A 26,158-nucleotide genomic window follows, 5' to 3' on the forward strand; every position below is an offset into this window, starting at 1 on the left:
GACTGCTTCGCTTTACGTCCCACACACCGGCCCCTCCGGCCCGTCCCCTCCCGTGAGTGGAGAAAGTAAAAGCGAGTGGGGGCGGGCCACCGACGTGCGCGTTTCCATGTGATCCACAAGGCGCACCGGACCGCCTACGTGCACCCCCACCGGCCTTCCCCCATCCCTCAACGGGAGGGGACGCGCCGCAGGACGAAGTCCGGAGGAGCGGCACCGCACCCGACAGCCCCGCGCAGCGACCCCGCCCGCCGCAGGCGCAACGGCGAACAACCAACCACGGCGGGACAGCCAAAAACGTGGGCCGCACGCAAAGCGCAGCGGACGGGCAACGGCGAACAACCACCACGGCGGGACAGCCAAAAACGTAGGAAGAAGACCGTTACGCGGCCGAACCGCTGAGTTGTGAGTCGATGATCTTCGACCATTGTTCGACGACCCGGTCGCGGCGGGCCGAGTCATCGGTCAGCAGGTTGGCGAGCCCCAAGCCCCGGGCCATGTCCAGCAGTCCCTGGACCGTCTCCCGGACGCCGGGCACCGCCTCGTCGGCGTCCAGCAAGGTCACGGCCGTGCGGTGGGCCTCCCGGCCGACGCGGGCCTCCAGGGCGGTGACCCGGTCACGCAGCTGGTCCTCGTCGGAGGCGGCCACCCACAGATGCAGCGCGGCGCGGAACAGCGGCCCCGTATAGAGGCCGACCAGCTCCTCGACGATGATCCAGGTGCGGGCGACGGAACCGGCCGGCGGCAGGTTGTGGGCGACGGCCTTGACCGCGCCCTGGCGCTTCTCCGCGACATGTTCGACGGCCGCCGTGAAGAGGTCCTCGCGGGTGCGGAAGTGGTGCTGGGCGGCGCCCCGGGAGACCCCTGCCCGCTCGGCGACCACGGAGACCGTGCTGCCGCTCCAGCCGCGTTCCGCCAGACAGGAGACGGCGGCCTCCAGCAGTTTGAGGCGGGTGGCGCGGCTGCGTTCCTGCTGGGGCTGTTTGGGGCCGCGGGCGGGGGTCAGCGCGCCCATGCCGGGGCCCGCCGTTCCAGGAAAGCGGTCATGCCCTCGCGGGCCTCTGCGGAGCCGAACAGCCGGGCGGACTGTTCGGCGAGCGCCTCGGTGTCGCGGTCGAAGGCGGCCAGCACCTCGGCGGTGACCAGCTTCTTCGACTCGGCCAGGCCCTGTGGGGAGCCCTTGCGCAGCCCGTCCAGTACGGGGGCGAGGCCGGTGTCGACGTCGTCGGCCGCGAGCGTGACCAGGCCGATCCTGGCCGCCTCGGCCGGGCCGAACTTCTCGCCGGTCAGGTAGTAGCGGGCCGCGGCGCGGGGGTCGAGCCGCGGCAGCAGCGGCAGCGAGATGACGGCGGGGGCGAGGCCGAGGCGGGCCTCGGTGAACGCGAAGGTGGTGTCCGGTCCGGCCGCGGAGATGTCGCAGGCGCCGAGCAGGCCGAGGCCGCCGGCGCGGACGTGTCCGGTGACCCGGGCGACGACCGGTTTGGGCAGTTCCACGAGGGCGCGGAGCAGCCGGGCCAGTCCCAGCGGGCCATCCTTCGCCGTGCCCGAGGTGGCCTCGGAGAGGTCCGCGCCCGCGCAGAACGTGCCGCCGGTGTGGGTGAGGACGACGGCGCGGGTGGCGTCGTCGGCCGCGGCGTCCGCGAGCGCCTCGTGCAGTTCGGCGACCAGGCGGGCGGACAGGGCGTTGCGGTTGTGCGGGGAGTCCAGGGTGAGGGTGGTGATGCCGTGTTCGTGGGAACGCGGCACGAGGGGTGTCGCGGGTGCATCGGTCATCGGGCCGTCGAACTCCTTTCCCTGGCGCGCAGTTCGCGCCGCAGGATCTTTCCGGTGGTGGCGCGCGGCACGCTGTCCAGGAACTCCACGCGGCGCACCTTCTTGTACGGGGCGACCTGCCCGGCAACGTACGCGATGACCTCGTCCTCGCTCAGGCGGGCCCCCCGCTGCCGGACCACGAACGCCTTGGGCACCTCGTTGCCGTCCGCATCCACGACACCGATGACCGCCGCGTCGGCGATCGCGTCGTGCCCGAGCAGCAGCGCTTCGAGATCGGCGGGGGCGACCTGGTAGCCCTTGTATTTGATCAACTCCTTGACGCGGTCGACGACATACAGCCAGCCGTCGTCGTCCGCCCGGCCGATGTCGCCGGTGTGCAGCCAGCCGTCGGGGTCGATCATCGCGTCGGTTTCGGCGGGCCGTCCCAGATACCCCTTCATGACCTGCGGGCCGCGGATGAGGATCTCGCCGCTCTCCCCCGGCGCCACGTCCTCGCCGGTCGCCAGGGACACCAGGCGCATCTCGGTGTTGGGGATCAGCTTGCCGACGGCGCCCGGCGGCGGGTTCGGGGCGTCGAGGGGGACGCAATGGGTGCCCGGGGACAGCTCGGTCATCCCGTAGGCCTGGAGCACCGGCGGCAGGCCGAGCCGCCGGGAGCAGGCGGCGGCCAGTTCGGCGTCGAGGGGCGCGGCGGCGGAGACGAGGTAGCGCAGGGTGGAGAGGTCGTAGTCGGCGACCAGGGGGTGTTTGGCGAGGGCGAGGACGATCGGGGGTGCGACGTAGACGGCGGTGATGCGGTGTTCCTCGATCGCGGCGAGGAACTGCCGCAGGTCGAAGCGGGGCAGCACCACGACGGTGGCGCCGTTGCGCAGCGGGGCGTTCATCAGGGCGGTCAGCCCGTAGATGTGGAAGAACGGCAGCACGGCCAGCACCCGGTCGTCGGGGCCGTTGGTGACGAGCGGGGTGAGCTGGGCGAGGTTGGTGGCGATGCTGCGGTGGGTGAGCATCACGCCCTTGGGGGTGCCGGTGGTGCCGGAGGAGTAGGGCAGTACGGCCACGTCCTCGGCCGGGTCGAGGGTGACGGACGGTTCCGGGTCGGTGCAGGCGAGGAGGTCCTGTACGGAGCGGTGGCCCTCGGCCCGGTCGCAGACGAGGATCTCGGCGATCTGGCCGGCCTGCTGTGCGGCGGCGCGTGCGGTGTCCAGCAGCGCCGATACGGTCACGATCCAGCGGGCCCCGGAGTCGGCCAGCTGCTTGGCGAACTCGCCCTCGGTGGCCAGTGGATGGACGGTGGTGACCGCTGCCCCGCAGCGCGAGGCGGCGTAGAACACGACGGGGAAGAGGACGCTGTTCGGGCTGTGCAGGGCCAGGACGTCGCCCTTGCGGACGCCGGTCGCCGCAAGGGCGGCGGCGAGGCGGTGGCTGAAGTGGTCAAGACGGTCGTAGCCGAGGGTGGTGCCGTCGAGGCCGTCGACCAGGGCGGGCCGGTCGCCGTACTCCGCCGCCCGGCCGAGGACGGCCTCGTGGATCGGGAGTTCTACGGGCGCGACGTCGGCGTACTCGCTGTGGAACACGTGGAACACCATGCCTGGGCCTTTCCCTTCGGCGGTGGGTGCGGCGGGGCGGTGCTGGTCCGGCGGGCGGTGCGAGTGGTGCAGGTCCGGCGGCGGTGCGGCCGTCCGTCCGGCCGGCCGGACAGGCGTCGGCCGGCACGGGCAGCATGGCGTGTTCAGTACGACTTGGGGAGCCCCAGCGTCTGGTGCGAGACAAAGTTGAGGATCATCTCGCGGCTGACCGGCGCGATCCTCGCCACCCGGGCGGCGGTGACCATCGAGGCGAGGCCGTACTCCTGGGTGAGGCCGTTGCCGCCGAGGGTGTGGACGGCCTGGTCGACGGCGTGGACCGCGGCCTCGGCCGCCGCGTACTTGGCCATGTTGGCGGCCTCGCCCGCACCCATGTCGTCACCCGCGTCGTAGAGATGGGCCGCCTTCTGCATCATCAACCGGGCCAGTTCCAGCTCGATATGGGCCTGGGCCAGCGGATGGGCGAGGGCCTGGTGGGCGCCGATGGGCTCCTTCCACACCTGGCGGGTACGGGCGTAGTCGAGGGCCCGGCCGAGCGCGTAGCGGCCCATCCCCAGGGCGAACGCGGCGGTCATGATCCGCTCCGGGTTGAGCCCCGCGAAGAGCTGGAGGAGCCCGGCGTCCTCGTCGCCGACCAGCGCGTCGGCGGGCAGCCGGACCTCGTCCAGGGTCAGCTCGAACTGCTTCTCCGGGGCGGCGAGTTCCATCGCTATCGGGCTGCGGCCGAAGCCGGGGGTCTCGCGCGGGACGATGAACAGGCAGGGCTTGAGGCGGCCGGTGCGGTCGTCCTCGGTGCGGCCGACGATCAGGGTGGCGTCGGCGATGTCGACACCCGAGATGAACACCTTGCGGCCGTTGAGGACCCAGTCCCCGCCGTCCTTGCGGGCGGTGGTCGTGATGCGGTGCGAGTTGGAACCGGCGTCCGGTTCGGTGATGCCGAAGGCCATCTTGCGGGAGCCGTCGGCGAGGCCCGGGAGCCAGGCCCGCTTCTGCTCCTCGGTGCCGAACCGGGCGATGACCGTGCCGCAGATGGCGGGCGAGACGACCAGCATCAGCAGCGGACAGCCGGCCGCGCCCAGCTCCTCCAGCACCATGGAGAGTTCGACGATGCCGCCGCCTCCGCCGCCGTACTCCTCGGGGAGGTTGACGCCGAGGTAGCCGAGTTTGGCGGCCTCCGCCCAGAGTTCGTCGGTGTGTGCGCCCTCGGCCACGACGCGGGCGAAGTACTCCCGGCCGTAGCGCTTGCCGAGCGCGGCGACGGCGTCGCGCAGGGCGCGGTGTTCCTCGGTCTCGATCACAGGGTTGCTCATGGCGGTCACGGCTCCTTGTGTGCGGTGGGTGAGGTGCGGGTGGTGCGCGTACGGAGGAGGCCGGCCGGGCCGGGATCAGCCCGCGTCCGCCACGGCCTCCTCGGTCACGGTCTCCTCGGCCGGGGCCGGCTCGGCCACGACGGCCAGCAGGGCCCCCACCTCGACCTGCTGCCCCGGGCCGACGGGCAGTGCGGTGAGGGTGCCGGCGGCCGGTGCGGTGATCTTGTGTTCCATCTTCATCGCCTCCAGCCACAGCAGCGGCTGCCCCGCCGCCACCCGGGCGCCCTCGGTGAGGCCCTCCGCGACCCGGACGACCGTGCCGGGCATCGGCGCCAGCAGCGAGCCGGGCTCCGTACGGGCGGTGGGATCGGGGAAGCGGGGCAGTGCGGTGAACGCGCAGGAGGCGGGTGCGGTGGTGCCCCCGCCGGGCGCGGGGGGCGCGTCGACATGGACGCGGTCGCCGTAGCGGGCGACCGCGAACTGCCGCCGTAGTCCGTCGACTTCGAGCACCACCTCGTCCGGACCGAGAGCGAGCAGCCGTACGCCCGGGAAGCCCTCGGCCGACAGTTCGTCCCGGCCGAGCCGGTAGCGGATCGCGTACTCGGTGCCGGCGCAGGCGTAGGTCTTGACCTGGGGCCCGGAGGGGACGTTGCGGAAGCCGCCGAAGCGGGAGCGGCCGTGTGCGTCGGCGAGGGCCGCGGCGAGCGCGAAGACGCCCGCCCCGTCGGCGGCGGCCTCGGTCAGCGCGGGGAGGTTGCGGTCGTAGAAGCCGGTGTCCAGCGCGCCGGGGTCGGTGAACTCCGGGTGGCGCAGGGACCGTACGAGCAGCTCGCGGTTGGTGACGGGGCCGTGGATACGGGCCCGCTCCAGGGCGCCCGCCAGCTTCCGCACGGCCTCGTCCCGGCTCGGCGCCCAGGCGATGACCTTGGCCAGCATCGGGTCGTAGTGGACGCCGATGGTGTCGCCGTCGGTCACCCCGGAGTCCAGGCGGACGCCGTCGGGCAGCGCCAGCCGGTGCAGGGTGCCGGTCTGCGGCTGCCAGCCGGCCGCCGGGTCCTCCGCGTACAGCCGCGCCTCGACCGCATGGCCGTGCGGCCGCGGCGGTTCGGCGTCCAGGGGGCGGCCCTCGGCGACGGTCAGCTGGAGGGCGACCAGGTCGAGGCCGAAGACCGCCTCGGTGACCGGGTGCTCGACCTGGAGGCGGGTGTTCATCTCCAGGAAGTACGCCCGGCCGTCCGCGGAGACCAGGAACTCCACGGTGCCCGCGCCGCGGTAGCCGATGGCGCGGGCGGCCTGCTCCGCGGCCCGGTGGAGGGTGCCGCGCAGCGCGTCGGAGAGACCGGGGGCCGGGGCCTCCTCGATGACCTTCTGGTGGCGGCGCTGGAGGGAGCAGTCGCGGGTGCCGAGCGTCCAGACCGTCCCGTGGGCGTCGGCGAGGATCTGCACCTCGACATGGCGCCCGCCCACGACGTACGGCTCGACGAACACCTCCCCGTCCCCGAACGCGGAGGCCGCCTCGGCCGCCGCCGCCTTCAACTCCACTTCCAGGGCGGCCAGTTCACTGACCACCCGCATACCGCGGCCGCCCCCGCCCGCCGCCGCCTTCACCAGCAGCGGCAGATCGGCCTCGGTGGCCCGCCCGGGGTCGACGGGGGCCAGCAGCGGCACTCCGGCCCCCGCCATCAGCTCCTTGGCCCGCGTCTTGGACGCCATGGCCTCGATGGCGGCGGGCGGCGGCCCGATCCAGGCCAGGCCCGCTTCGGCCACCGCCGCGGCGAAAGCGGCGTTCTCGGAGAGGAAGCCGTAGCCGGGGTGGACCGCGTCGGCTCCGGCGGCCCGCGCTGCCCGCACCAGCAGATCGCCACGCAGGTAGGTGTCGGCCGGGGCGTCGCCGGGGAGCCGTACGGCGGTGTCCGCCTCGCGGACGTGCGGTGCGCCCGCATCCGCGTCCGAGTGCACGGCGACGGTGGAGATGCCCAGCTCACGGCACGTGCGGAAGACCCGCCGGGCTATTTCGCCGCGGTTGGCGACAAGTACGGAACGGATCACTTCTGCCTCACATCCGGAAGATGCCGAAGCCGCCCCGCGCGCCCTCGACCGGGGCGTTGTGGAGGGCGGACAGGCACAGGCCGAGGACGGTTCGGGTGTCGCGCGGGTCGATGACGCCGTCGTCGTAGAGGCGCCCCGACAGGAACATCGGCAGCGACTCCGACTCGATCTGCTGCTCGACCATGGCGCGCAGCCCGGCGTCCGCCTCGTCGTCGTACGGCTGTCCCTTGGCGGCGGCCGACGCGCGGGCGACGATCGAGAGCACCCCGGCCAGCTGCTGCGGGCCCATGACGGCGGACTTGGCGCTCGGCCAGGCGAACAGGAAACGGGGGTCGAAGGCGCGGCCGCACATGCCGTAGTGCCCGGCGCCGTAGGAGGCGCCCATGAGGACGGACAGGTGCGGGACCTTCGAGTTCGACACCGCGTTGATCATCATCGCGCCGTGTTTGATGATGCCGCCCTGCTCGTACTCCTTGCCGACCATGTAGCCGGTGGTGTTGTGGAGGAAGAGCAGCGGGATGTCGCGCTGGTTGGCCAGCTGGATGAACTGGGCGGCCTTCTGGGACTCCTCGCTGAACAGCACGCCCTGGGCGTTGGCGAGGATGCCGACCGGGTAGCCGTGCAGTTCGGCCCAGCCGGTCGCCAGGCTCGGCCCGTAGAGCGGTTTGAACTCGTCGAAGTCCGAGCCGTCCACGATCCGGGCGATGACCTCGCGCGGGTCGAACGGCGCCTTGAGGTCGCCGGGGACGATGCCGAGCAGTTCGTCCTCGTCGTACTTCGGCGGCGCCGCCGGGGCCGGATCGTCCTGCGCCTTGCGCCAGTTGAGGCGGGCGACCACCCGCCGGGCCTGGCGCAGCGCGTCCGGCTCGTCCACCGCGAAGTAGTCCGCGAGCCCGGAGGTGCGGGCGTGCATCTCGGCGCCGCCCAGCGACTCGTCGTCGCTCTCCTCGCCGGTCGCCATCTTCACCAGCGGCGGCCCGCCCAGGAACACCTTCGCGCGCTCCTTGACCATGATCACGTGGTCGGACATCCCGGGGACGTACGCGCCGCCCGCCGTCGAGTTGCCGAAGACCACGGCGACGGTCGGGATGCCGGCCGCGGACAGCCGGGTGAGGTCCTTGAACAGCGCCCCGCCCGGGATGAAGATCTCCTTCTGGCTGGGCAGATCGGCGCCGCCGGACTCGACGAGCGAGATCACCGGCAGCCGGTTGGCGAACGCGATCTCATTGGCCCGCAGCGCCTTCTTCAGCGTCCAGGGGTTGCTGGCGCCGCCGCGCACCGTCGGGTCGTTGGCGGTGATCAGGCACTCCACGCCCGCGACCGTGCCGATGCCGGTGACCAGCGAGGCACCGACCTGATAGTCGCTGCCCCAGGCCGCGAGCGGCGACAGCTCCAGGAACGGCGTATCGGGGTCGAGGAGCAGCTCGATCCGCTCCCGGGCGAGCAGCTTGCCGCGCCCCCGGTGCCGGGCGACGTACTTCTCCCCGCCGCCCGCGGTCGCCTTCGCATGTTCGGCCTCGACCTCCGCGAGCTTCGCGAGCATCGCCGCACGACGCTCCGCGTACTCGGCACCCGCCGGGTCGAGCCCGGTTGCGAGCACGGTCACCACAACACCTCCGGTATGTCCATGTGCCGCGCGCGCAGCCACTCCCCCACGGCCTTGGCCTGCGGATCGAACCGGGCCTGGGCCGCGACGCCCTCGCCGAGCAGCCCGTCGACGACGAAGTTGAGCGCGCGCAGATTCGGCAGTACGTGCCGGTCGACGGGCAGACCGGCGGTCTCCGGCAGCAGTTGCCTGAACCGCTCGACGGTCAGCTCGTGCGCCAGCCACCGCCAGGCCTGGTCGGTACGGGCCCACACCCCGACGTTCGCCGAGCCGCCCTTGTCGCCGCTGCGGGCGCCGGCGACCCGGCCGAGGGGCCCGCGCCGGGTGGCTCCGGCGGGCAGCGGCTCGGGGAGCGACGGATCGGACAGCCTCTCCAACTCCCTTGTATTGCGAGGCGGTTGACTGCTGACCCGGGTTCCGTCGGCCAGTACGGCCCGATGCGGCACCTCGGCCGCGTCCACCGCCACCGCCTCGAAGACCCCGTAGGGGGTGCCCTTACCGGGCGGCGCGGTGACATGGAAGCCGGGGTAACTGGCCAGCGCCAGTTCGATCGCGGCGCCGCTGACCACCCGCCCCACCGCGTCCTGGTCGGCGTCCCGCACCACCAGCCGCAGCAGTGCGCTCGCCTCCTCCTGGACGTCCGCGTCGCCCCGGTCGGTGCGGGCCAGCGTCCAGCGCACCTCGGCGGGGCGGTTCCCCGCCGCGTCGAAGGCCGCCTCCATCTGCCGGCGGACCAGCACGGCCTTGGCCGTTACCTCCAGCCCGGTCAGGACGAAGGTGACCTCGTTGCGCCAGCCGCCGAGGCGGGTCAGCCCGGTCTTGAGGGTCGGCGGCGGCGCCTCGCCGCGCACCCCGTCGATCCGGACCCGGTCCGGCCCCTCCTCCGTCAGCCGCACGGTGTCCAGCCGCGCCGTCACATCCGGCCCGGCGTAGCGGGCACCGGACGTCTCGTACAGCAGCTGAGCGGTGACCGTGCCGGTGGTGACCGCGCCGCCGGTGCCCGGATGTTTGGTGATCACCGAGCTGCCGTCGGCGGCGATCTCGGCGAGCGGGAAGCCGGGCCGCAGCAGGTCGTGATCACCGAAGAAGGAGTAGTTGCCGCCCGTCGCCTGGGTGCCGCATTCCAGGACATGCCCGGCGACCACCGCCCCGGCCAGCTGGTCCAGATCCTCGGGCCGCCAGCCGAAGTGCGCCTGGGCCGCGCCGCTGACCAGCGCGGCATCGGTGACCCGCCCGGTCACCACCACATCGGCCCCGGCCCGCAGACACGCCGCGATCCCCCCGCCGCCCAGGTAGGCATTGGCGGTCAGCACGCCTTCGCCCCACCCCCCGCGTGCCAGCAGATCATCGCCTTCCACATGCGCCACACGAACGGACACCCCGACCTTGTCCGCCAACTCCCGTACGGCATCGGCGAGTCCGGCCGGATTCAGCCCGCCCGCGTTGGTGACGATCCGCACACCGCGCTCGACGGCCAGCCCTAGCCCGTCCTCCAGCTGCCGCAGAAAGGTCTTGGCGTAGCCGCGGCTGGGGTCCTTCAGACGGTCCCGGCCGAGGATCAGCATGGTCAGCTCGGCGAGATAGTCGCCGGTCAGGACATCCAGGGGGCCGCCGGTGAGCATCTCGCGCAGCGCATCGAAGCGGTCGCCGTAGAAACCGGAGGCGTTGCCGATACGGAGGGTGGCGGGGTCGGATCCTATGGGGCGTGGGGGTGCGGTGCTGTCGATGGGATGTGGGGGTGCGGTGCTTTCGATGGGGTGCGTGCCGCGGAGGGGCGTGGTGCTGTCGATGGGGCGCGTGGCGCGTGCGGGGCTGCCGATCGGGCGTGAGGGCGTGGTGCTGTTGCTGGGGCGCGTGGCGCGTGCGGGGCTGCCGATCGGGCGTGAGGGCGTGGTGCTGTTGCTGGGGCGCGTGGCGCGTGCGGGGCTGCCGTCGCTCACGAGGCGGCGCCCTTCCCCGACTGCTCACGGCCCTTCCCCGGCGGGCCCGCGAAGGCCTGGGCGATCCCCAGCCACCGGTCCGCGTCCGCCCCTTCCGCCCGCAGGGACGGCAGGTCGGCACGGTGCGCCCGCTGGGTCACCAGCAGGCAGAACTCCAGCGCCTCACCGGTCACCCGCTGCGGGGCGTCCGGCGGCCCGTACTCCCACACCGTGCCGTCCGGCGCCCGCAGCTCGACACGGAACTCCTCGTCGGGCGGGGTGAGTTGATGCGTCGCATAGGCGAAGTTGCGGGTCCGCACGCCGATCCGGGCGATATGCCGCAGCCGGGCGGTGGGGAGCCGGACGGCACCCAGCGCATCGGCGACGTCCTGCCCGTGCGCCCAGGTCTCCATCAGCCGCGCGGTGGCCATCGACGCCACGCTCATCGGCGGGCCGTACCAGGGCAGTTTCTCGCCCGTCGGGCGTGCGGCGAGCGCCCGCAGCAGCTCCTCGCGGCCGTCGCGCCACCCGGCGAGCAGTTCGGCGGGCGCCACCTTCGCGCCCGCCTCGGCAGCCTCGTCGACGAAGGTCAGAGGCGAGGCGAGCGCCTCCTGTGCGGCCCGCGTGAACCCCTCCGGGTCGGTGGCCGAGAGCAGCGCCTGCCGGTCGGTCCAGGCCAGATGGGCGATCTGATGGCTGACGGTCCAGCCCTCGGCGGGCGTCGGGGCCGCCCAGCGCTCGGCCGGCAGCCCGGCGACCAGCGCGTCCAGCTCCTCGCTCTCCGCCCTGAGATCCGCCAGTACGGCGCCGGGATCGGACACGCGACACTCCCCTCATCGGCCCCATGTGGCCGACGGCCAGGGCAGGTTGGCAGGTGCTGTGGTGCGGTACGGGTCCGAGAGTGGCAGCGCGGCAAGAAACAATCAAGCACGCCTGCATGATTTTCTGTTCGCCGACGCCTTTGCGACATGGCCGCTGAGGCGATGCCGCGTCGCCGGGGGGCGGGGCGGTCGAGTGCGGCAGGCGATGGCACGCGCATGAGGCAGGCGGCGGCGCGCCCCTGAGGCAGTCGGCGGCGCGCCCTGGAGGAGGGTGCGCCGCCGCTTGGGGGGCGAGGGTGCGGCGCCGTCTACCGGCGAGGGTGCGTTCCCGTCTAGCGATGAGGGTGTGCCGTCACGGCTGCGCGACAGCGGGCGGCGGTGTGGCCGTGGGGAGCAACACGGCTCACCTCACCGCGAGGCCCGCCCTAGGGAACAACACCGCTCACCTCAGCGCGAGCCCGCCCTAGGGAGCAACGCGGCTCACCTCAGCGCAAGGCCCGCCCTAGGGAACAACACCGCTCGCCTCAGTGCGAGCCCGCCGTCGCGCTCCGTACCGCCCCCACACTCGCCACCACGACCAGCCCGATGGCCAGCACCTCTGCCCAGCCCAGTGCCTGGTGCAGTACGAGGAAGCCCGCGGTGGCCGCGGCGGCCGGCTCCAGGCTCATCATCACGGCGAAGCCGGAGGCCGGGAGCTTGCGCAGGGCGAGGAGTTCCAGGGTGTAGGGCATGACGGACGACATCAGGGCGACCGCGGCGCCCAGCCCCAGCGTGACCGGGTCGAGCAGGGCGCTGCCCGCGCTGACGATGCCGAACGGCAGGCTGAGCAGCGCCGCGACGGTCATCGCCAGCGCCAGCCCGTCCGCCTGCGGGAAGCGCTGCCCCGTACGGGCGGAGAGCAGGATGTACGCGGCCCACAGGCCACCGGCCGCCAGCGCGAACGCGGCTCCGGTGAGGTTGAGCCCGTCGAACCCCTCGCGTCCCAGCAGCACCACGCCACCCAGCGCCAGCGCCGCCCACACCAGACTCAGCAGCCTGCGTGAGGTCGCCACCGACAGGATCAGCGGCCCGAGGAACTCCAAGGTGACCGCGGCACCCAGCGGAATGCGGTCGATCGCCTGGTAGAAGAGCGAGTTCATACCGGCCAGCGCGACGCCGAAGGCGAGCACCGTGGCCCAGTCGCCCCGCGAATGGCCCCGCAGTCTGGGACGGCAGACGATCAGCAGCACCAACGAGGCGACGACCAGCCGCAGCGTGACCACGCCCAGCGCACCGGCCCGCGGGAACAGCAGCACCGCCACCGACGAGCCGAATTGCAGCGAGACGATCCCGCCGATGACCAGCGCCACCGACACGATCCGCCCGCGCGCACCCGCCGGCCCGGGGGTCCCGGCCTGGGCCTCGGCCGTCAGTACCTCGGGCGAGGGCGGGACGGGATGCGGAATTCCCCCGTCACCGGCCGGCACGGTCTGGACGGGAGGGGCAGGGATACGGCCATCGGGGCTCTCGGGCGAAGCGTTCACGCCACCACGCTACGGGGCCTTCTTCCGGTCCGTGAAATGCCTTTTCCCCTGTTGTTATGCTCCGCACGCATGAGCATCGAGCTGCGTCATTTCCGCTGCTTTCTCGCCATCGCCGACACCCTGAGCATCACCCGCGCCGCCGAGCGCCTGCATCTGACCCAGCCGGCCGTCTCCCGCACCCTGCGCCAGCTGGAACAGGAAATGGGCATCCACCTCGTCGACCGCTCCACCCACCACCTCGCGCTCACCGCCGACGGCCTCTCCTTCCGCGACCAGGCCGCGATCGCGGTGACCGCCTTCGACCGGGCACTCGGCCACACACACCACACCGCCTGGCCCCTGCGCCTGGGCCACGCCTGGTCGGCCGCCGGTACGGACACCACCGCCCTGCTGCGCCGCTGGCACGAGGAGCACCCGGAAACCCCGCTCGAACTCCTCCGCATCGACGACCGCACGGCCGGCCTCGCCCGCGGCGACGTGGACGCCGCCCTGCTGCGCGGCGAGGTCCGCGCCCCCGGCCTGATCACCGAGCAGCTCACCACCGAGCCCAGGGTCGCCGGCCTCCCCGCCGACGACCCGCTCGCCCACCGCACCACCCTCTCCCTCACCGAGCTGACCGGCCGCACCATCGCCCTCAACACCGTCTCCGGCACCACCACCCTCGACCTGTGGCCCGCCTCGGACCGCCCCTCCTCGACGATCACCATCGGCAACACCGACGACTGGCTCGCCGCCATCACCGGCGGCCGCGCCGTGGGCGTCACCACCTCCGCCACCGCCGAAATGCACCCCCACCCGTCGATGGCCTACGTCCCCCTGACCGACGCCCCGGCCGTCCCCGTGGTCATCGCCTGGCGCGACAGCCCCGGCCACCCCCGTATCCCGGACCTGATCACCCTGGCTCACGAAGTCATGGGGAGAGGCACGGGCGGAGCCCCACCGCGCACCCGCTGAGCAAGCACGTCACCCACTGCGCCCGGGTCCGGTGTGGGATGCAGGTGCCGCCTTCGCTCCATAAGCTCGTAGGAGGAAACGCGCACCGACGGGAGGAGAGGCCCACCCGGTGCCGCTCGGCGTCACACCGGATGCCGGGCCGGTTGCTCAGCGACGCATCGCTCCTGACGCCCTGACGCCCTGACGCCCCTGACGTGGAGTCCTTCATGACCACACCGCGGGACCTGTTGTTCGTTGCCATGGACGTGGAGTCCAGCCGCACGGTGGAGCGCGGTGACCTGTCGCTCGCGCTCGCCGGAGCCGAGCTGATCGACCTCCTGGCGGCGCAAGCCGTCAGCCTGGACGGCGAACGCATCGTGCCGGGCTACCGGCCGTCCGTCGCGGATCGCCTCATGGACGAAGCCGCGTCGTCGCTCGACCAACAGCCGCCCTACGAGTCGGTCGGCGACTGGCTGTGGCGCCGGGGCCGCGGCCTGGCCACGGCCTATCTCGCCGCCCTTGAGGCGGAAGGGCAGCTCACTCAGCCCCGCCGCCGCTGGATGCGCTTCCGGACCGGTGAGTTGACCCTGGCCGATACACCCGCTCGCCGCGAGGCGGCGGACCGCTGGACCTCGGGCGAGCCCGTCCTCGTCTCCCTCGTCACGGCCCTCGGACTCCGCGGCGAGCGGACGGACAACCCTCCGGACGTGGCCGACGAGGCGGTGGCCACCGTGCTCGCCGCCGTCCATGACTCAGTGCGAGAGCTGGGAATCGAACGCCAACGACGGGCCATCGACGAGGAGGCCTTCAGCAACATCTGGCGCGGCCCGGACGGATGACGCCGCACGAACGAACGGCCACGTCCGGTCTGCCCGACGACCGCCCCGGCCGTCTCACGCACTACCGCCCCGGACATGCACAACCGGGCATGCGTAATCCAGCCGCACACGGTGCGGACTGCACGCGATCAGACTGAGCGAGAGGAAACGACCACCGCTCACCCACCATCCGCCGACCCGGTCCTCACCGGCCGACAGCGCCCGCACGGTCTCCTCGTACGGCACGTCCCCCGCGTACGAACCGACGAACAGCCCGGCGTACTGAGCGAGTTGCCCCGCATACCAGTCGGCCCCCTCCTTCGGCTCGTCGAACGTCGTCTCGATCCGTGAAGCCGGCTTCAGCAGCCAGTCCGCGCACTCCAGCGGCATCACCTGGGCGGAGCGGAACTCCGGGTGGTTCGGACGCCGGTGAGCGTCGCCCGGCTTCACGAGGACATCGGCGCTACCGAGCCAGACGTAGGCGTGGTGGTGGAGCCCGGCCATCTCTCTCCCTGGTGCGGCATGGTGCGAACGCGGTGCTTGAACTGCGCCGAACGGGCGGCCCCCACCCAGCCGAGGCACGAGGGCCGCCCGGTCCACGGACTACTGGCGGCCGCACCCTTGGCCGTCGCCACAGCCTCCGTTGGGACTGCCGCCCTGGTTATCGCCCTGCTTGTCGTCCTCGTCGCCGCCGTACTTGACCGGATCGAGGCGGTATCGCATGGTGCTCTCCTCAGGTGCGCTGTCGGCGCGCGGTCGGTCCACGCGCCGTCGTGCACATGCGAGGGCCCCCTTCTGGGCCCGCCCGCTCCGGCCGTGTCCTGCCAGGGAATGACGGCCGGGGCGGGAGTTTTTTCGTGGAGCCGCCGTGGGTGTGACGGAACGCCGTCCTGCCAACGGGCCGCTTCAGCAATCGCGTCGGCTACGGGCCATCCGGAGCCACAGCTCGTTCAAGCCGTAGGCGTGGTGCGGCTCCCCCGCCCCTTCACGGCGTCGGCTGGTGCCTCGCGCGATGCCGGGCGATGAGAACGTTGAAGTCGGTCACCCTGCTGAGATCCCGGGCCGCCGCGGCCTGCCTCCGGCCGCGCTCCAGGTCGTCGCACTCGGGGCACCTATGCGCCGTGGACGCGCTCGCGGAAGTGCTCATTCGGTTGCCTTCACAGGTCCCGTCACTGCTGTGTGTGTGTGGGGGGTGCGGTCATGAGCAGGACGTTAGGGAGCGGGAGAAGACGCCACCACGCAATGTTCTCCGATGTTCTCGAAGAATGGCCGAATGTTCTCGCCTGTTCTCACACGACCGAGTGCAAGCTGTGGTGCGGGGATCCGAGGCCCGGTGATGCTGAAGGCTCGCACCCCCGGCACGAGGGAGACAGCCATGGCACGACGACTGCGTTTCAGGGGCACGGACAGCAAGCACGGCAGTTGTCCCGCTCTGCACGAGGACCTGGAAACGAGCGAGATCATCGTCCAGGGAGCGCCGCTCAGCGACGCCTTAGACGTTGAACAGCTCCAGCACTTCAGCCCGGGGGATTCCGCGGTCGTCGTTCCTCGCGAACTGCTAGTGAACTGGGGTCCGAAGGAGACCGATCGCGTGCCTGAAATCATCGATCAGCAGCAGTTCCGCAAGCTCTTCGAAGCCTTCGAGCATTCGGCATGGCACCTCGAAACCCGCCGCGGCTACGCCTCTGACCAGGAAGACGAGGATTACCGGAAGTTCCTCGATACGGGCACCGTGACGTGGGACCTGGATGGCGCATGGTGCACGAACATCCACGCGCAGACGACGGCCGGCAAGCACATCGGACGGGTGCGCATTGTCGACAACCCCCCGACGAGCGGTCAGCTCTACCTTCTCGGCTACTCACAGTGCAACGCCGCCACAGGCGAGGACGTACGCAATCTGTGGCGCGCCGACGCGGAACGCCTGCGCCTTCCTGCCGAAGATTTCTGGATCTTTGACTCCCGATTGGTCGCCCTGCTGAACTTCGACGACGCTGACGTTCTTCTGAACGTCGAGCTGATCACCGAACCGGCTGAGGTCGTCCGGTACTGCCAGGTGCGTGACGCCCCATGGCATCACGCCATCCCGTATGAGACGTTCGCGGCGGAGGTGTCTGCCGCAGAGTAGTGAGTGTGAACCGGTGAGCACCGACTATCAGCAAGCCCGGATCGCCCTTGGGGCCAGACTCCGAGAACTACGGGAATTCTGTCCGACGGGCAAGCTCACCGGTCCCCAGCTGGCCGCCCGCCTCGGCTGCGTCCACTCCAAGATTTACAAGCTGGAGAACGGAAACCAGACGGCCACCGCCGAAGATGTGCGAGCGTGGGCCGAGGCGACGGGCCATCCGGAGGCTACAGCCGAACTACTCGCTCGCCTGGCGGGTTTCGAATCCCATATCCGTTCGTGGCGTCGGCAATTGGCGTCCGGCCACCTTCCTGTGCAACAGACCTGGAACGCGGAAGTGGCACGGTCCAAGGTCCTTCACATATGGGAGGAGGCCATCATCGCAGGCATGTTGCAGACGGCCGATTATGCGCGCCACGTCTTCATTCGTTACGCGGAGTTCCAGCAATCGAAGCCGGATGCAGACGAAGCGGTGAAAGCAAGGATGAAGCGACAGGAATGGCTTTACGAATCGGGAAAGAAGCTCCACGTCGTGATGTGGGAAGCAGCTCTCCACGCTCTCATCTGCCCACCCTCCGTACTTGCTGCCCAGCTCGACCGACTCTCTGGAGTCATCGGCATGGACAGCATCTCGCTGGGCATCGTTCCCTTCGGGGCGCCGCTGAAGCTCGCCCCGGCCAACGGATTCTGCGTCCTCGACGACCGGTTGGCGATCACTGAGGACTGGCACGCGGAGCTGTGGCTGGACGACGCTCACAACGTCGCGACGTACTTGAAGGTCTGGAACACGCTCCGGGAGTCTGCCGTCTACGGCGTCGAGGCACAGAACGTGATCAACAGAGCACGTCGGTCGCTCTATTGCCCATGACGCCCAATATTGAATTCACAAGGATGCACACCGGCTGCCAGACGACGGGCCCTGCGGAGCCTGGTCGGCGGAGGAACGCGGAGATGCCGACGCGGTGCGGGTCCGGTCCTTCTGACGGAACGAAGGGCCGGACCCGGATCGGACCGTGATGCCTATTCCACCCAGATGTAGAGGGCGTACCGGTTGTTGCCACCCCTAGGGGTGCAGTAGGCCGGGCCGGCGTAGGACGCCACCAGCGAGTAGCAGGCGGACTCGGAGTACGTGCCGTCGTACTTCCAGTGCCCGGCCGCGATCGGCGTCGTGGCGGTCTGGGCGGGCACGGGAGCAGCCTGTGCGGTGGCGGCGCCCGCCAGCACGGTGGCCCCGACAGCTATTCCGGTGAGCAGCAGACGTACGCGCATGGTGTTCTCCTTGGCTCGGATGAATGGGGACGAACTTCCAGAACCTTGCTGAGCTGCGGAGTGGTGAACCGGGACCGGGCGTTGGCGTTTGTGCTGTGCCGCGGGACGTGCTCACCGGGTTCGGCAACGGCTCAGGGGCCTGTTTGACGAGGGCGGCGCTGAGGTTTTGCGCGGAGCGTGCAGGTCCTGCTGCCGCGCCGCCGTCTTACGGAACTGCTAGCTACCAGGCCGGCGTGACCGCGCTTCGTGGTCACGCCACCGGGCTCGTTCTCGCGTCACTCAGCTTTGCCGCAGCCGGCTGAGCGTGGCAAGCACTCCTGCTGTCCCGGACAGTCCGGCGGCGTTTCCCCTGGTCATCAAGCCGGCAAGGGGCGCCGTCCGGTGGGCCGGACAGGCCCCGTTGCCCTTATTCCACCTGTGCGCTAACTCTGAGCGGGTGGATGACGATTCCCTGCACCCCGCCGACTTACGCAGCGCCGAGGAGTTCATGGCGGCGTTGCGGGCGCTCAAGGCCCGTTCCGGACTGACTCTTCGGCAGCTGGAGAGCCGGGCGGCGGACCGCGGCGACGTCCTGCCGCGCAGCACCGTCGCCGACATCCTCCGCAAACAGACCCTGCCACGCCCCGATCTGGTGGCCGCTTTGGTTCGCGCCTGCGGCGAACAGGACCGGTTGGCGGAGTGGACGGGAGCTTGGAAACGCCTGGCCTGCGCGGTCCCCATCGCTGATACGGGCCCGACCGATACCGGCCCGGCCCATGCCGGCCTGACAGACGTCAACGCCAACCCCGCCACCAGCACTGGTACTTGCGCTGGCCCGGACGGCGATACCGACAGCGGCAGCGGCAGCGGCAGCGGCAGCGGCACTGACGTCGACAGTGACGGCGACAGCACCCCGTCCCACGAGCGGCAGATGCCCCCGCCGGTTGCCGGATCCGCCCTCGCGCCTCACGCCGGGCAGGCAGCGAAAGCGGGGCTAGCGAAATCGGGGCTGCGGAGACGGCCCTTGGTCCTGGTGGGCGTTGCGGTGCTGGCGGGTGCCGCCGTGACGGGACTCCTGCTGGCCGGTGTTCTGACGACGTCACAGTCCCGCGCGACCCGCGCGACGGATGCCGCCCGCGCTCGGCTTCCGGAGGTCCTTGCCGTGAGGTCCGCTGGGAGCTGGGCCCGTATCCGCCCCGTGCGGCCGGCCGGGCTGTGCCTGACGGCAGGGCGGGAGCGTTCCGGACGGTACCGTTCCGAGGTGGCGGTCCAGCGGCCGTGTACCGAGCCGGGTCCGCGCACGTTCCTCCAGCCCGCCACCGGCGACCTGACCGCCATCAAGTGGGAACACCCGGTGGAGAAGGTCATGGGATGCCTCACCATCCTCGACAGCGGCCCGGCCCAAGGGCTCGTGGAGCCGCAGGAGAACTGCCAGAGCGACAAGGACGCCCAGCTCTTCCGGATCGAGCGTTTCAGCCCCACCGCCCAGGGCTACCGCCTGCGGCGTGCGCGGACCGACCTGTGCCTGGGCATCCGCGACGGTGCGACCGAAGCCGGAGCCGAGGCCGTCCAAGAACCCTGCGGTGCCGAGCCGGCCCAGCGTTTCCTCGTTGATCTGATTCCGCAGACCAACGGCCCGGACTGAGCCGACCACGTCCGGACGGGCCTCCGAGACACCCACGCCCTATCTGTCGTCGTCGGCGGCGGCATCCGCCGTCCCCGCCGTCCCCGCCGTGGACGGCCCGTCAGCCGGTCCGGATCCTTGAGTGTCGTCCGCGGCTGTCGTGGGCCTCTCGCTGCGCTCACGCGCCAGTTCCTCGGCCAGTCGGTCGGAGTGCAGCCGCATTTCCGCTTCCGCCTTGAGGTCAAAATTCCGCACGTCGCCCCCAGAACCTCACGGCGCCCCTGGATCGGGTAGGGCGCGGAGTTCGAACACGCCCGTTCGCTGCGCTGCCCTTCCGCGCCGACCGCACAGGCCCGCCGGTCGACTTCTCACCTGCTCTGTCAGTTCTGCCAGCTCTACCAGCTCTGCTAGTTCTGCTAGTTCTGTCAGTTCTGCCAGTTCTGCCAGTTCTGTCAGTTCTGTCAGTTCTGTCAGTGTTCCCGCCGCACCTGCCCTCACCCCGCCGACGCCGCCACGGAAGCGGCCTGCGGATGCACGCACTCCCGTCCGTCCAGGCCGGTTACGCACCGGTGCGTGCCCCCCGGCGCGCACCTCGCGGGCGCGCACCGGCCCCGTACAGACTGGTGTGCCTTCCCGCTACGCGCCAAGGGGTCCCGGCTCTCCCGACTCCCCCGGCTCTCCCGACCGCCCCACCTCCCCCGGCTCCCCCAACGCCTCCGCCAGCACCTCCGCCAGATGACGACCCGGCCGGTCGCCCAGCTGGTCGAGCTGGGTGCGGCAGGAGAAGCCGTCCGCGAGGATCTCCGTTTCCTCGGTGGAATCCCTTACGGCGGGCAGGAGTTGGTCCTCGGCGCAGGCCACCGAGACCTCGTAGTGGCCGCGCTCGAAGCCGAAGTTGCCGGCCAGGCCGCAGCAGCCGCCGGTCAGCGGGCCGGTGAGGCCGGCGCGTTCGCGCAGGCGGCGGTCGGCCGCGTCGCCGAGGACCGCGTGCTGGTGGCAGTGGGTCTGGCCGGCGACGGGGCGGTCGATGCGTGGGGGCTGCCAGTCAGGTGCCAGCTCCTCCAGGGCCTGCGCGAAGGTGCGCACCGCATTGGCCAGTTGGGCGGCCCGGGGATCGTCGGCCAGGAGTTCCGGCAGGTCCGTGCGCAGGGCGGCGGCGCAGCTCGGTTCCAGGACGACCAGGGGGTGGCCGTCCCGCAGCAGCGGGCTCAGGATGTCGACCGTGCGGCGCATCACCGCGCGGGCCTGGTCGAGCTGGCCGGTGGAGACATAGGTCAGGCCGCAGCACAGGGGGCGGTGGCGGCGCGGCAGCGGAGGGGCCCCGGCCGGGCGCAGGGGCGCGGTCGGCGGCAGGAGGGGACGCAGTCCGGCGGCTTCCAGGACACGTACGGCGGACCGGCCGACCTCCGGGGAGAGGTGGTTGGTGAAGGTGTCGGGCCAGAGGATGACCGTGCGGCCGGGCGGGGGCTCGTGGGCCGCCTCGGAAGGTGCCCCGTGGGCCGCCTCCGAACGTGCCCCGTCAGCCACCTCCGAACGTGCCCCAACGACCGCCTCCGAAGGCCCCCCGCCGGCCCCCGTCTTCCTGCGGCGCCACCACCAGCGGGTGAAGGTCTCGGTGGCCAGTTCGGGGATCGGGCGCTCGGGCGCGATCCCGCCGAGGCGTTTGCCGACGGCGGCCAGCGGTGTACGGGCGAGGACGTTGAGGGCGGGTGCGGCGGGGGCCGCGGCGTGCAGCCACTGGGGGAGGCGGCCCATCGAGTAGTGCGCGGCGGGGCGCCGCCGGCCCTCGTAGTGGTGGTGCAGGAACTCCGCCTTGTAGGTGGCCATGTCGACCCCTACGGGGCAGTCGCTGCGACAGCCCTTGCAGGACAGGCAGAGGTCGAGGGCGTCACGCACCTCTGGCGACTGCCAGCCGTCCGTGATCACCTCGCCGGCCAGCATCTCGTGCAGCAGACGGGCCCGGCCGCGGGTGGAGTGCTGCTCCTCCCCGGTGGCGCGGAAGGACGGGCACATGACGTCCGTCGAGCCCGGACCGGTCGCGGTATTACGGCACTTGGCGACGCCGACACAACGTCGTACGGCCGCGGAGAAGTCGCCGTTGTCGTGCGGATAGCCGAACTCGACCGGGACCGGGCGCTCGGGCAGCACCTCGAAGCGGAGGTTCTCGTCGAGCCGGGCGGGGCGGACGAGCATGCCGGGGTTGAGCCCGGCGGCCGGGTCCCAGAGCGACTTGAAGCGATCGAAGAGGCCGACGAGCTCCGGGCCGTACATCTTCGGGAGCAGTTCGGCGCGGGCCTGGCCGTCGCCGTGCTCGCCGGAGAGCGAACCGCCGTGCGCCACCACCAGCTCGCCCAGGTCGTAGGAGAACTCCCGGAAGCGTCGGATGCCGGGCGCGGTCAGCAGGTCGAAGTCGATACGGACATGGATGCAGCCGTCGCCGAAGTGCCCGTAGGGGGTGCCCCGCAGGCCGTGCTGGGTCAGCAGGGCGCGGAAGTCCCGCAGATACGGGCCGAGCCGGGCGGGCGGTACGGCGCAGTCCTCCCAGCCGGGCCAGGCCTCCGAGCCGTCGGGCATCCGGGTCGCGGTGCCGGAGGCGTCCTCGCGGATCCGCCACAGGGTGCGCTGGTCGGCCGGGTCCGTGACGAGGGTGTGGTCGGTGGCGCCGTCCGCGGCCGCCGCCCGGCAGAGCGCCTCGGCCCGCGCCGCCGCTTCACCGCGGCTCGCGCCGCCCATCTCCACGAACAGCCAGGCGCCGCCCTTGGGCAGTCCGGCCGCGTCGCCCACCAGGTCGGCGGCCATCCCCTCGACGGTCATCGGGCGGTGCGGCAGCAGGGTGTGGGCGGCCTCGGCCGCCGCGCTCTCGTCGGGGTAGCCGAGGACGGCGAGGGCCCGCGCCTCCGGGGTCTCCACCAGCCGTACGGTCGCCTCGGTCAGTACGCCGAGGGTGCCCTCGCTGCCGGTGAGGGCGCGGGCGAGGTCGGTGCCCGCTTCCGGCAGCAGCGCGTCCAGCGCGTAGCCGGAGATCCGGCGGGGGAGGTCGGGGTAGCCGGTGCGCAGCAGCGCCAACTCCGCGTCGACCAGGGCCTTGACGCCGTCCCGCAGCCGCGGGGGCAGTCCGGTCGGGGCGCCGGTGGGGCCCGTACCGCGGCCGGCCCGCACCTGCTCGCCGCCGTACGTCAGCAGCTCCAGCTCGCGGACGCTGTCGGCGGTGGTGCCCCAGACCACCGAGTGCGAGCCGCAGGAGTTGTTGCCGATCATGCCGCCGAGGGTGCAGCGGCTGTGGGTGGACGGGTCGGGGCCGAAGGTCAGTCCGTGCGCTCCGGCCGCCGCCCGCAGGTCGTCCAGGATGACGCCGGGCTGGACGACGGCGGTACGGGCGGCGGCGTCCAGCGACACGATCCGCCGCATGTGCCGGGTGAAGTCCAGTACCACGCCGACACCGGTCGCCTGCCCGGCGATGCTGGTCCCGCCGCCGCGCGGCACCACCGGCACGCCGTGCTCCCGGCACACCCGCAGCGCCGCCGCGACGTCCTCCGCGTCCTTGGGCGCGACCACCGCTCTGGGCACCCGCCGGTAATTGGACGCGTCCATCGTCATCAGTGCCCGGTCGGCCGCGGCGAACGAGACCTCCCCCCGTACCGCGGCCGCCAACTCCTCCGCCAGGTTCCGCTTCTCCGTCTCCGTACGATCAGCCATGTCTCCAGCCTGCCCACTGGGGCGGGTTCATGGGGCATCGGCAGGCCGGTGAGTTGGGGAGGTTGACGGCTACCGGGCGGGGACAGCGGTGAGCGGGTCAGCCGTGGGCAGTGGTGACGGCTGAACGGTGGGCGGCTACGCCGCGGACGGGGGTGACGACGGCCGGTGAGCGGTTCAGCCGTGGACAGCGGTGCCAACGGCCGGTGAGCGGTCGGCCGCGGCGGCCCCGGACGGGTGGAAGCGGAAGACGTTCTCCGGGTCGTGGTGAGCCTTGAGCCCGGCCAGCCGCCGGTGCTCGTCGGCGTCGTGGACACTGCGCGCCACCTCCGCGGCGTCCGGCCGCTCCCCGTGCGAGCCGAACAGGAAGTTCACGCTGCGGCCGATCCGCCAGGGCGCGACGGCCGCCAGCGCCTCGGCGTGCAGCGCCCGTACGGTCGCGAGGGCGGCGGCGTCGGGCCCCTCGGCGGAAGCCTCACCGGAGCCGGGCCCGTCGGTATCGAGGCCGTCTCCCATACGGGCACCGAGGTCGTCGCCCGTCTCGGCGCCGAGGTCTTCGCCCGCCTCGGCGCCGGGCAGCGGTGACAGCAGCCGCAGCGCGAACCGGGCGTCCCGGTGGCCGACGGAACCGGCCGCCCCCTCCGGCCCGCCCCGCTTCGCCATCGCACCCCCGAGATGGTTGAGCTGGAGTACGCACATCGTCGGCGCGTCCGGCCCGGTCAGCGCGGCCACCCGGAGCAGCGCGGCCGCGTCCAGCCCGCTGAGCAGCGCGTTGTCACCGTCATAGGCGTGCGGATCGCTCGGGTCCCGGTGGATGGTGTGCGAGTCGGCGTACGGCATCTCGCGCAGCTCGTCGCTCACCCGCGGCCCCACCGCCCGCAGCGGCGCCACCAGCCGCTCGCCCTCCTCCGCGCTCCCCGTATAGGCGATCCGGATCTGCGCGAGGTAGCGGCCGCGCAGCGGCTCGGGCAGCTGCGGAAGGTCCGGGTACGCGATCAGCGCGAGCGACGACGTCAGCTCGTCCGGCACGGTCCCGGTCCAGCGCAGATACGCCGCCAGCGCCTCGTCGATCCGCTCGCCGCCGAACACCAGCTGCCCGCCGTACAGCCGGGCCACCGGCACCAGCCCGAACTCCATCGCGGTCACCACCCCGAGGCCGTGGCCGCCGCCGAGCAGCGCCCGGAACAGTTCGGGATCGCTGTCCGCCGTGACGTGCAGCTGCCGCGCGTCGGCGGTGACGAGATCGACGGACCGCACCTGGTCGGCGGCGAAGCCATAGGTACGGGCCAGCACCCCGACACCGCCCCCGAGGGTGTAGGAGATGACGCCGACGCCCGGGGAGGAGCCGTTGAGCGGCGCGAGCCCGTACGGGGCCGCCGCCTCGACGACCTGTCCCCAGACGACGCCCGCCTCGGCCCGCGCGGTACGGGCCGCCGCGTCCACCCGCACCCCGGACATCCGCCGCGTACTGATCAGCAGCCCGCCGTCGGTGGCCGCGGACAGCCCGTGCCCGGTGGCCTGCACGGCGACCGGCAGCCCCTGGGCGCGGGCGAAGCGCACCGCGGCGACGACGTCCCCGGCACACTCCGCCCCGACGATCACGTCCGGCCGGTGCCGGTACGCCAGCTGGAATCCGGACCGCTCGGCGTCATATCCCGCGTCGCCGGGGACGAGGACCGGGCCACGGGTCTGCCGTACGAGCTCGGCGAGGGCGGCGGGGGTGGCAGGGGTGTTGGGAGTGGTGGGAGTTGCGGGCGTGGCGGGAGCCGTCGTGACACCCGTGCGGCCACCGGGGCCACCGGGGCCGTCAGGGCCACCGAGGCCGCCGGGCCGGGCCCCCGGGGCCTGACGCGTGTGACGGGTGTGACGGCTCTGGCGGGTGCGCGGTGTGCGGTCGTTGCTCTCCATACCGCGCACTCTGGCGCGATAACTTGACATCCACCGTCATATATAAATGCGCCTGTGAAAGCGGACCGGCTCCTCTCGATCCTCCTGCTCCTCCAGACCCGCGGCCGGGTGCCGGCCGGGGAGCTCGCCGAGCGCCTGGAGGTCTCCACCCGGACCGTCTACCGCGACATCGAGTCGCTGTCGGCGTCCGGGGTACCGGTCTATGCCGAACGCGGCCGGCACGGCGGGATCGCGCTGCTGCCCGGCTTCCGCACGGACGTCACGGGCCTGACCACCGACGAGGCACGCGCCCTGTTCATCCTGGCCGCGCAGGGCGCACACGCCGCCCTCGGTCTGGACGAGGCGCTCGGCTCGGCGCTGCGCAAGGTGATGGCCGCGCTGCCCGCCCCGCACCGTCCGGCCGCGGAGCTGGCCGGCAGCCGCATCCTGGTCGACCCGGACCGGTGGATGGGCGGCCCCAGCCCCGCCGTGGACCTCGGCATCCTTCATACGGCCGTCTTCACCGACCTCCGGCTCCGTATCCGCTACCGGCACAGCGGCGAGACCCGGCTGCGGACGTACACCGTCGACCCCTACGGGCTCGTGGCCAAGGCCGGCACCTGGTACCTCGTCGCGGACCGGCGCGGCAGACCGCAGCTCTTCCGGGCCGACCGGGTGGCGTCGGCCACCCTCACCGACTTCCCGGTACGCCGCCGCGCGGGGGTGGCGCTCGCGGAGGTCTGGCAGCAGCTGCGACGCCAGGTGGAGGACCGGCCCGCGGACGTACGGGTGACCGCCCGGATCCGCCGCGACCGGCTCGACCTCGCCGTACGGATCCTCGGCGGGGCACTGACCGGCCCGCCCCGTACGGGTGACGGCGAGGACGCCGGAGACGGCGAGGACCCCAGGCACAAGGCAGGCACCGGGGACGGCGAGGACGCCGGGAACGAGGCCGGCACCGGAGACGGCGAGGACCCCAGGCACAAGGCAGGCACCGGGGGCGGCGAGGACCCCAGGCACAAAGCCGTCGCCGGGAACGGCAAGGGAACCGGAAACGACTGGGCCACCCTCGATCTTGCCTACCCGGTCCTCCCCGCCGTCCGTCAACTGCTCCAGTTCGGCGACTCCCTCGAAGTGCTCGACCCGCCCGAGGCCCGCCGGGTGATGGCCGAGGCCGCCGCTTCCCTCACCGCCGTCTACGCGGCAGACACCCCGTCCGCATGACCGGGTGGCACTCCGCCCCGGCCGT

General features: G+C 72.2%; 19 protein-coding genes. 6 read left to right on the top strand and 13 right to left on the bottom strand.

The annotated features are described in order from the left end of the window. Window positions 1-379: 379 nt before the first annotated feature. From M8I34_RS36540 to M8I34_RS36580, 9 genes are all read right to left on the bottom strand, one after another. The gene (locus M8I34_RS36540) at window positions 380-1,012 is read right to left on the bottom strand and encodes a TetR/AcrR family transcriptional regulator (RefSeq protein WP_244419253.1); all 633 of its coding nucleotides are present in this window, start codon (window positions 1,010-1,012) and stop codon (window positions 380-382) included. Then, window positions 1,000-1,770 (bottom strand): enoyl-CoA hydratase family protein, encoded by a 771-nt coding sequence (locus M8I34_RS36545; protein ID WP_250057166.1) that lies wholly within the window; start codon window positions 1,768-1,770, stop codon window positions 1,000-1,002. Before M8I34_RS36545 ends, M8I34_RS36540 begins: the two co-directional genes overlap by 13 nt. Beyond that, window positions 1,767-3,356 carry a 4-coumarate--CoA ligase family protein gene (locus M8I34_RS36550; RefSeq protein ID WP_250057168.1) on the bottom strand — a complete coding sequence of 530 codons (1,590 nt, stop codon included), beginning with the start codon at window positions 3,354-3,356 and terminating at the stop codon, window positions 1,767-1,769. Before M8I34_RS36550 ends, M8I34_RS36545 begins: the two co-directional genes overlap by 4 nt. Before the next feature lie 143 nt (window positions 3,357-3,499). After that, window positions 3,500-4,663 (bottom strand): acyl-CoA dehydrogenase family protein, encoded by a 1,164-nt coding sequence (locus tag M8I34_RS36555; RefSeq protein WP_250057170.1) that lies wholly within the window; start codon window positions 4,661-4,663, stop codon window positions 3,500-3,502. A 75-nt stretch (window positions 4,664-4,738) separates the two neighbouring features. Then, a complete protein-coding gene (locus M8I34_RS36560; protein ID WP_250057172.1) occupies window positions 4,739-6,712 on the bottom strand; it encodes a biotin carboxylase N-terminal domain-containing protein in 1,974 nt (657 codons plus the stop codon). A gap of 7 nt (window positions 6,713-6,719) precedes the next feature. Next, the gene (locus M8I34_RS36565; protein ID WP_250057174.1) at window positions 6,720-8,318 is read right to left on the bottom strand and encodes an acyl-CoA carboxylase subunit beta; all 1,599 of its coding nucleotides are present in this window, start codon (window positions 8,316-8,318) and stop codon (window positions 6,720-6,722) included. Next, window positions 8,315-10,045 (bottom strand): acyclic terpene utilization AtuA family protein, encoded by a 1,731-nt coding sequence (locus tag M8I34_RS36570; protein ID WP_374211034.1) that lies wholly within the window; start codon window positions 10,043-10,045, stop codon window positions 8,315-8,317. The genes M8I34_RS36565 and M8I34_RS36570 overlap by 4 nt, the downstream gene beginning before the upstream one ends. A 209-nt stretch (window positions 10,046-10,254) precedes the next feature. Continuing rightward, window positions 10,255-11,058 carry a TIGR03084 family metal-binding protein gene (locus M8I34_RS36575; protein WP_250057176.1) on the bottom strand — a complete coding sequence of 268 codons (804 nt, stop codon included), beginning with the start codon at window positions 11,056-11,058 and terminating at the stop codon, window positions 10,255-10,257. Window positions 11,059-11,582: 524 nt separating this feature from the next. Further along, entirely contained in the window at window positions 11,583-12,470 is an 888-nt protein-coding gene (locus tag M8I34_RS36580; RefSeq protein ID WP_284051213.1) for an EamA family transporter, read from the bottom strand. Between the two features lie 180 nt (window positions 12,471-12,650). On the opposite strand from M8I34_RS36580, the gene M8I34_RS36585 reads away from it, so the two are divergent. Together M8I34_RS36585 and M8I34_RS36590 are read left to right on the top strand one after the other, a co-directional pair. Beyond that, on the top strand, window positions 12,651-13,535 hold the full coding sequence (locus M8I34_RS36585; protein WP_250057178.1) for a LysR family transcriptional regulator: 885 nt from the start codon (window positions 12,651-12,653) through the stop codon (window positions 13,533-13,535). Between the two features lie 206 nt (window positions 13,536-13,741). Next, window positions 13,742-14,353: a GPP34 family phosphoprotein gene (locus M8I34_RS36590; protein WP_250057180.1), complete on the top strand. Its 612-nt coding sequence runs from the start codon at window positions 13,742-13,744 to the stop codon at window positions 14,351-14,353. Between the two features lie 54 nt (window positions 14,354-14,407). Here M8I34_RS36590 and M8I34_RS36595 read toward each other — a convergent pair whose 3' ends face one another. After that, window positions 14,408-14,836 (bottom strand): hypothetical protein, encoded by a 429-nt coding sequence (locus M8I34_RS36595; protein ID WP_250057182.1) that lies wholly within the window; start codon window positions 14,834-14,836, stop codon window positions 14,408-14,410. Between the two features lie 871 nt (window positions 14,837-15,707). On the opposite strand from M8I34_RS36595, the gene M8I34_RS36600 reads away from it, so the two are divergent. After that, window positions 15,708-16,460 carry a DUF6879 family protein gene (locus M8I34_RS36600; protein WP_250057185.1) on the top strand — a complete coding sequence of 251 codons (753 nt, stop codon included), beginning with the start codon at window positions 15,708-15,710 and terminating at the stop codon, window positions 16,458-16,460. A gap of 13 nt (window positions 16,461-16,473) precedes the next feature. Beyond that, window positions 16,474-17,325 (top strand): Scr1 family TA system antitoxin-like transcriptional regulator, encoded by an 852-nt coding sequence (locus tag M8I34_RS36605; RefSeq protein ID WP_250057187.1) that lies wholly within the window; start codon window positions 16,474-16,476, stop codon window positions 17,323-17,325. A 152-nt stretch (window positions 17,326-17,477) separates the two neighbouring features. Here the strand turns inward: M8I34_RS36605 and M8I34_RS36610 are convergent, their stop codons facing one another. Then, window positions 17,478-17,726, bottom strand: a complete 249-nt coding sequence (locus M8I34_RS36610; RefSeq protein ID WP_250057189.1) for a hypothetical protein — start codon at window positions 17,724-17,726, stop codon at window positions 17,478-17,480. A gap of 436 nt (window positions 17,727-18,162) precedes the next feature. Here M8I34_RS36610 and M8I34_RS36615 point away from each other — a divergent pair, with 436 nt between their 5' ends. Beyond that, window positions 18,163-19,350 (top strand): helix-turn-helix domain-containing protein, encoded by a 1,188-nt coding sequence (locus tag M8I34_RS36615; protein WP_250057191.1) that lies wholly within the window; start codon window positions 18,163-18,165, stop codon window positions 19,348-19,350. Between the two features lie 615 nt (window positions 19,351-19,965). On the opposite strand, the gene M8I34_RS36620 is transcribed toward M8I34_RS36615, so the two are convergent. Continuing rightward, a complete protein-coding gene (locus M8I34_RS36620) occupies window positions 19,966-23,025 on the bottom strand; it encodes an FAD-binding and (Fe-S)-binding domain-containing protein (protein ID WP_250057193.1) in 3,060 nt (1,019 codons plus the stop codon). Window positions 23,026-23,199: 174 nt separating this feature from the next. Further along, window positions 23,200-24,930 (bottom strand): FAD-binding oxidoreductase, encoded by a 1,731-nt coding sequence (locus M8I34_RS36625; protein WP_250057195.1) that lies wholly within the window; start codon window positions 24,928-24,930, stop codon window positions 23,200-23,202. 54 nt (window positions 24,931-24,984) lie between these two features. On the opposite strand from M8I34_RS36625, the gene M8I34_RS36630 reads away from it, so the two are divergent. Next, the gene (locus tag M8I34_RS36630; RefSeq protein WP_250057197.1) at window positions 24,985-26,133 is read left to right on the top strand and encodes a YafY family protein; all 1,149 of its coding nucleotides are present in this window, start codon (window positions 24,985-24,987) and stop codon (window positions 26,131-26,133) included. Window positions 26,134-26,158 lie beyond the last annotated feature (25 nt).

Origin of the sequence: Streptomyces sp. MCA2 (assembly GCF_023544705.1) — a bacterium.
GTDB classification, from domain to species: domain Bacteria; phylum Actinomycetota; class Actinomycetes; order Streptomycetales; family Streptomycetaceae; genus Streptomyces; species Streptomyces decoyicus.

Excerpts from the sequence above, each read along its gene's own strand:
- M8I34_RS36540 (WP_244419253.1), bottom strand. The coding sequence starts at position 1,012 with ATGGGCGCGCTGACCCCCGCCCGCGGCCCCAAACAGCCCCAGCAGGAA.
- M8I34_RS36545 (WP_250057166.1), bottom strand. The coding sequence starts at position 1,770 with ATGACCGATGCACCCGCGACACCCCTCGTGCCGCGTTCCCACGAACAC.
- M8I34_RS36550 (WP_250057168.1), bottom strand. The coding sequence starts at position 3,356 with ATGGTGTTCCACGTGTTCCACAGCGAGTACGCCGACGTCGCGCCCGTA.
- M8I34_RS36555 (WP_250057170.1), bottom strand. The coding sequence starts at position 4,663 with ATGAGCAACCCTGTGATCGAGACCGAGGAACACCGCGCCCTGCGCGAC.
- M8I34_RS36585 (WP_250057178.1), top strand. The coding sequence starts at position 12,651 with ATGAGCATCGAGCTGCGTCATTTCCGCTGCTTTCTCGCCATCGCCGAC.
- M8I34_RS36590 (WP_250057180.1), top strand. The coding sequence starts at position 13,742 with ATGACCACACCGCGGGACCTGTTGTTCGTTGCCATGGACGTGGAGTCC.
- M8I34_RS36595 (WP_250057182.1), bottom strand. The coding sequence starts at position 14,836 with ATGGCCGGGCTCCACCACCACGCCTACGTCTGGCTCGGTAGCGCCGAT.
- M8I34_RS36600 (WP_250057185.1), top strand. The coding sequence starts at position 15,708 with ATGGCACGACGACTGCGTTTCAGGGGCACGGACAGCAAGCACGGCAGT.
- M8I34_RS36610 (WP_250057189.1), bottom strand. The coding sequence starts at position 17,726 with ATGCGCGTACGTCTGCTGCTCACCGGAATAGCTGTCGGGGCCACCGTG.
- M8I34_RS36620 (WP_250057193.1), bottom strand. The coding sequence starts at position 23,025 with ATGGCTGATCGTACGGAGACGGAGAAGCGGAACCTGGCGGAGGAGTTG.
- M8I34_RS36625 (WP_250057195.1), bottom strand. The coding sequence starts at position 24,930 with ATGGAGAGCAACGACCGCACACCGCGCACCCGCCAGAGCCGTCACACC.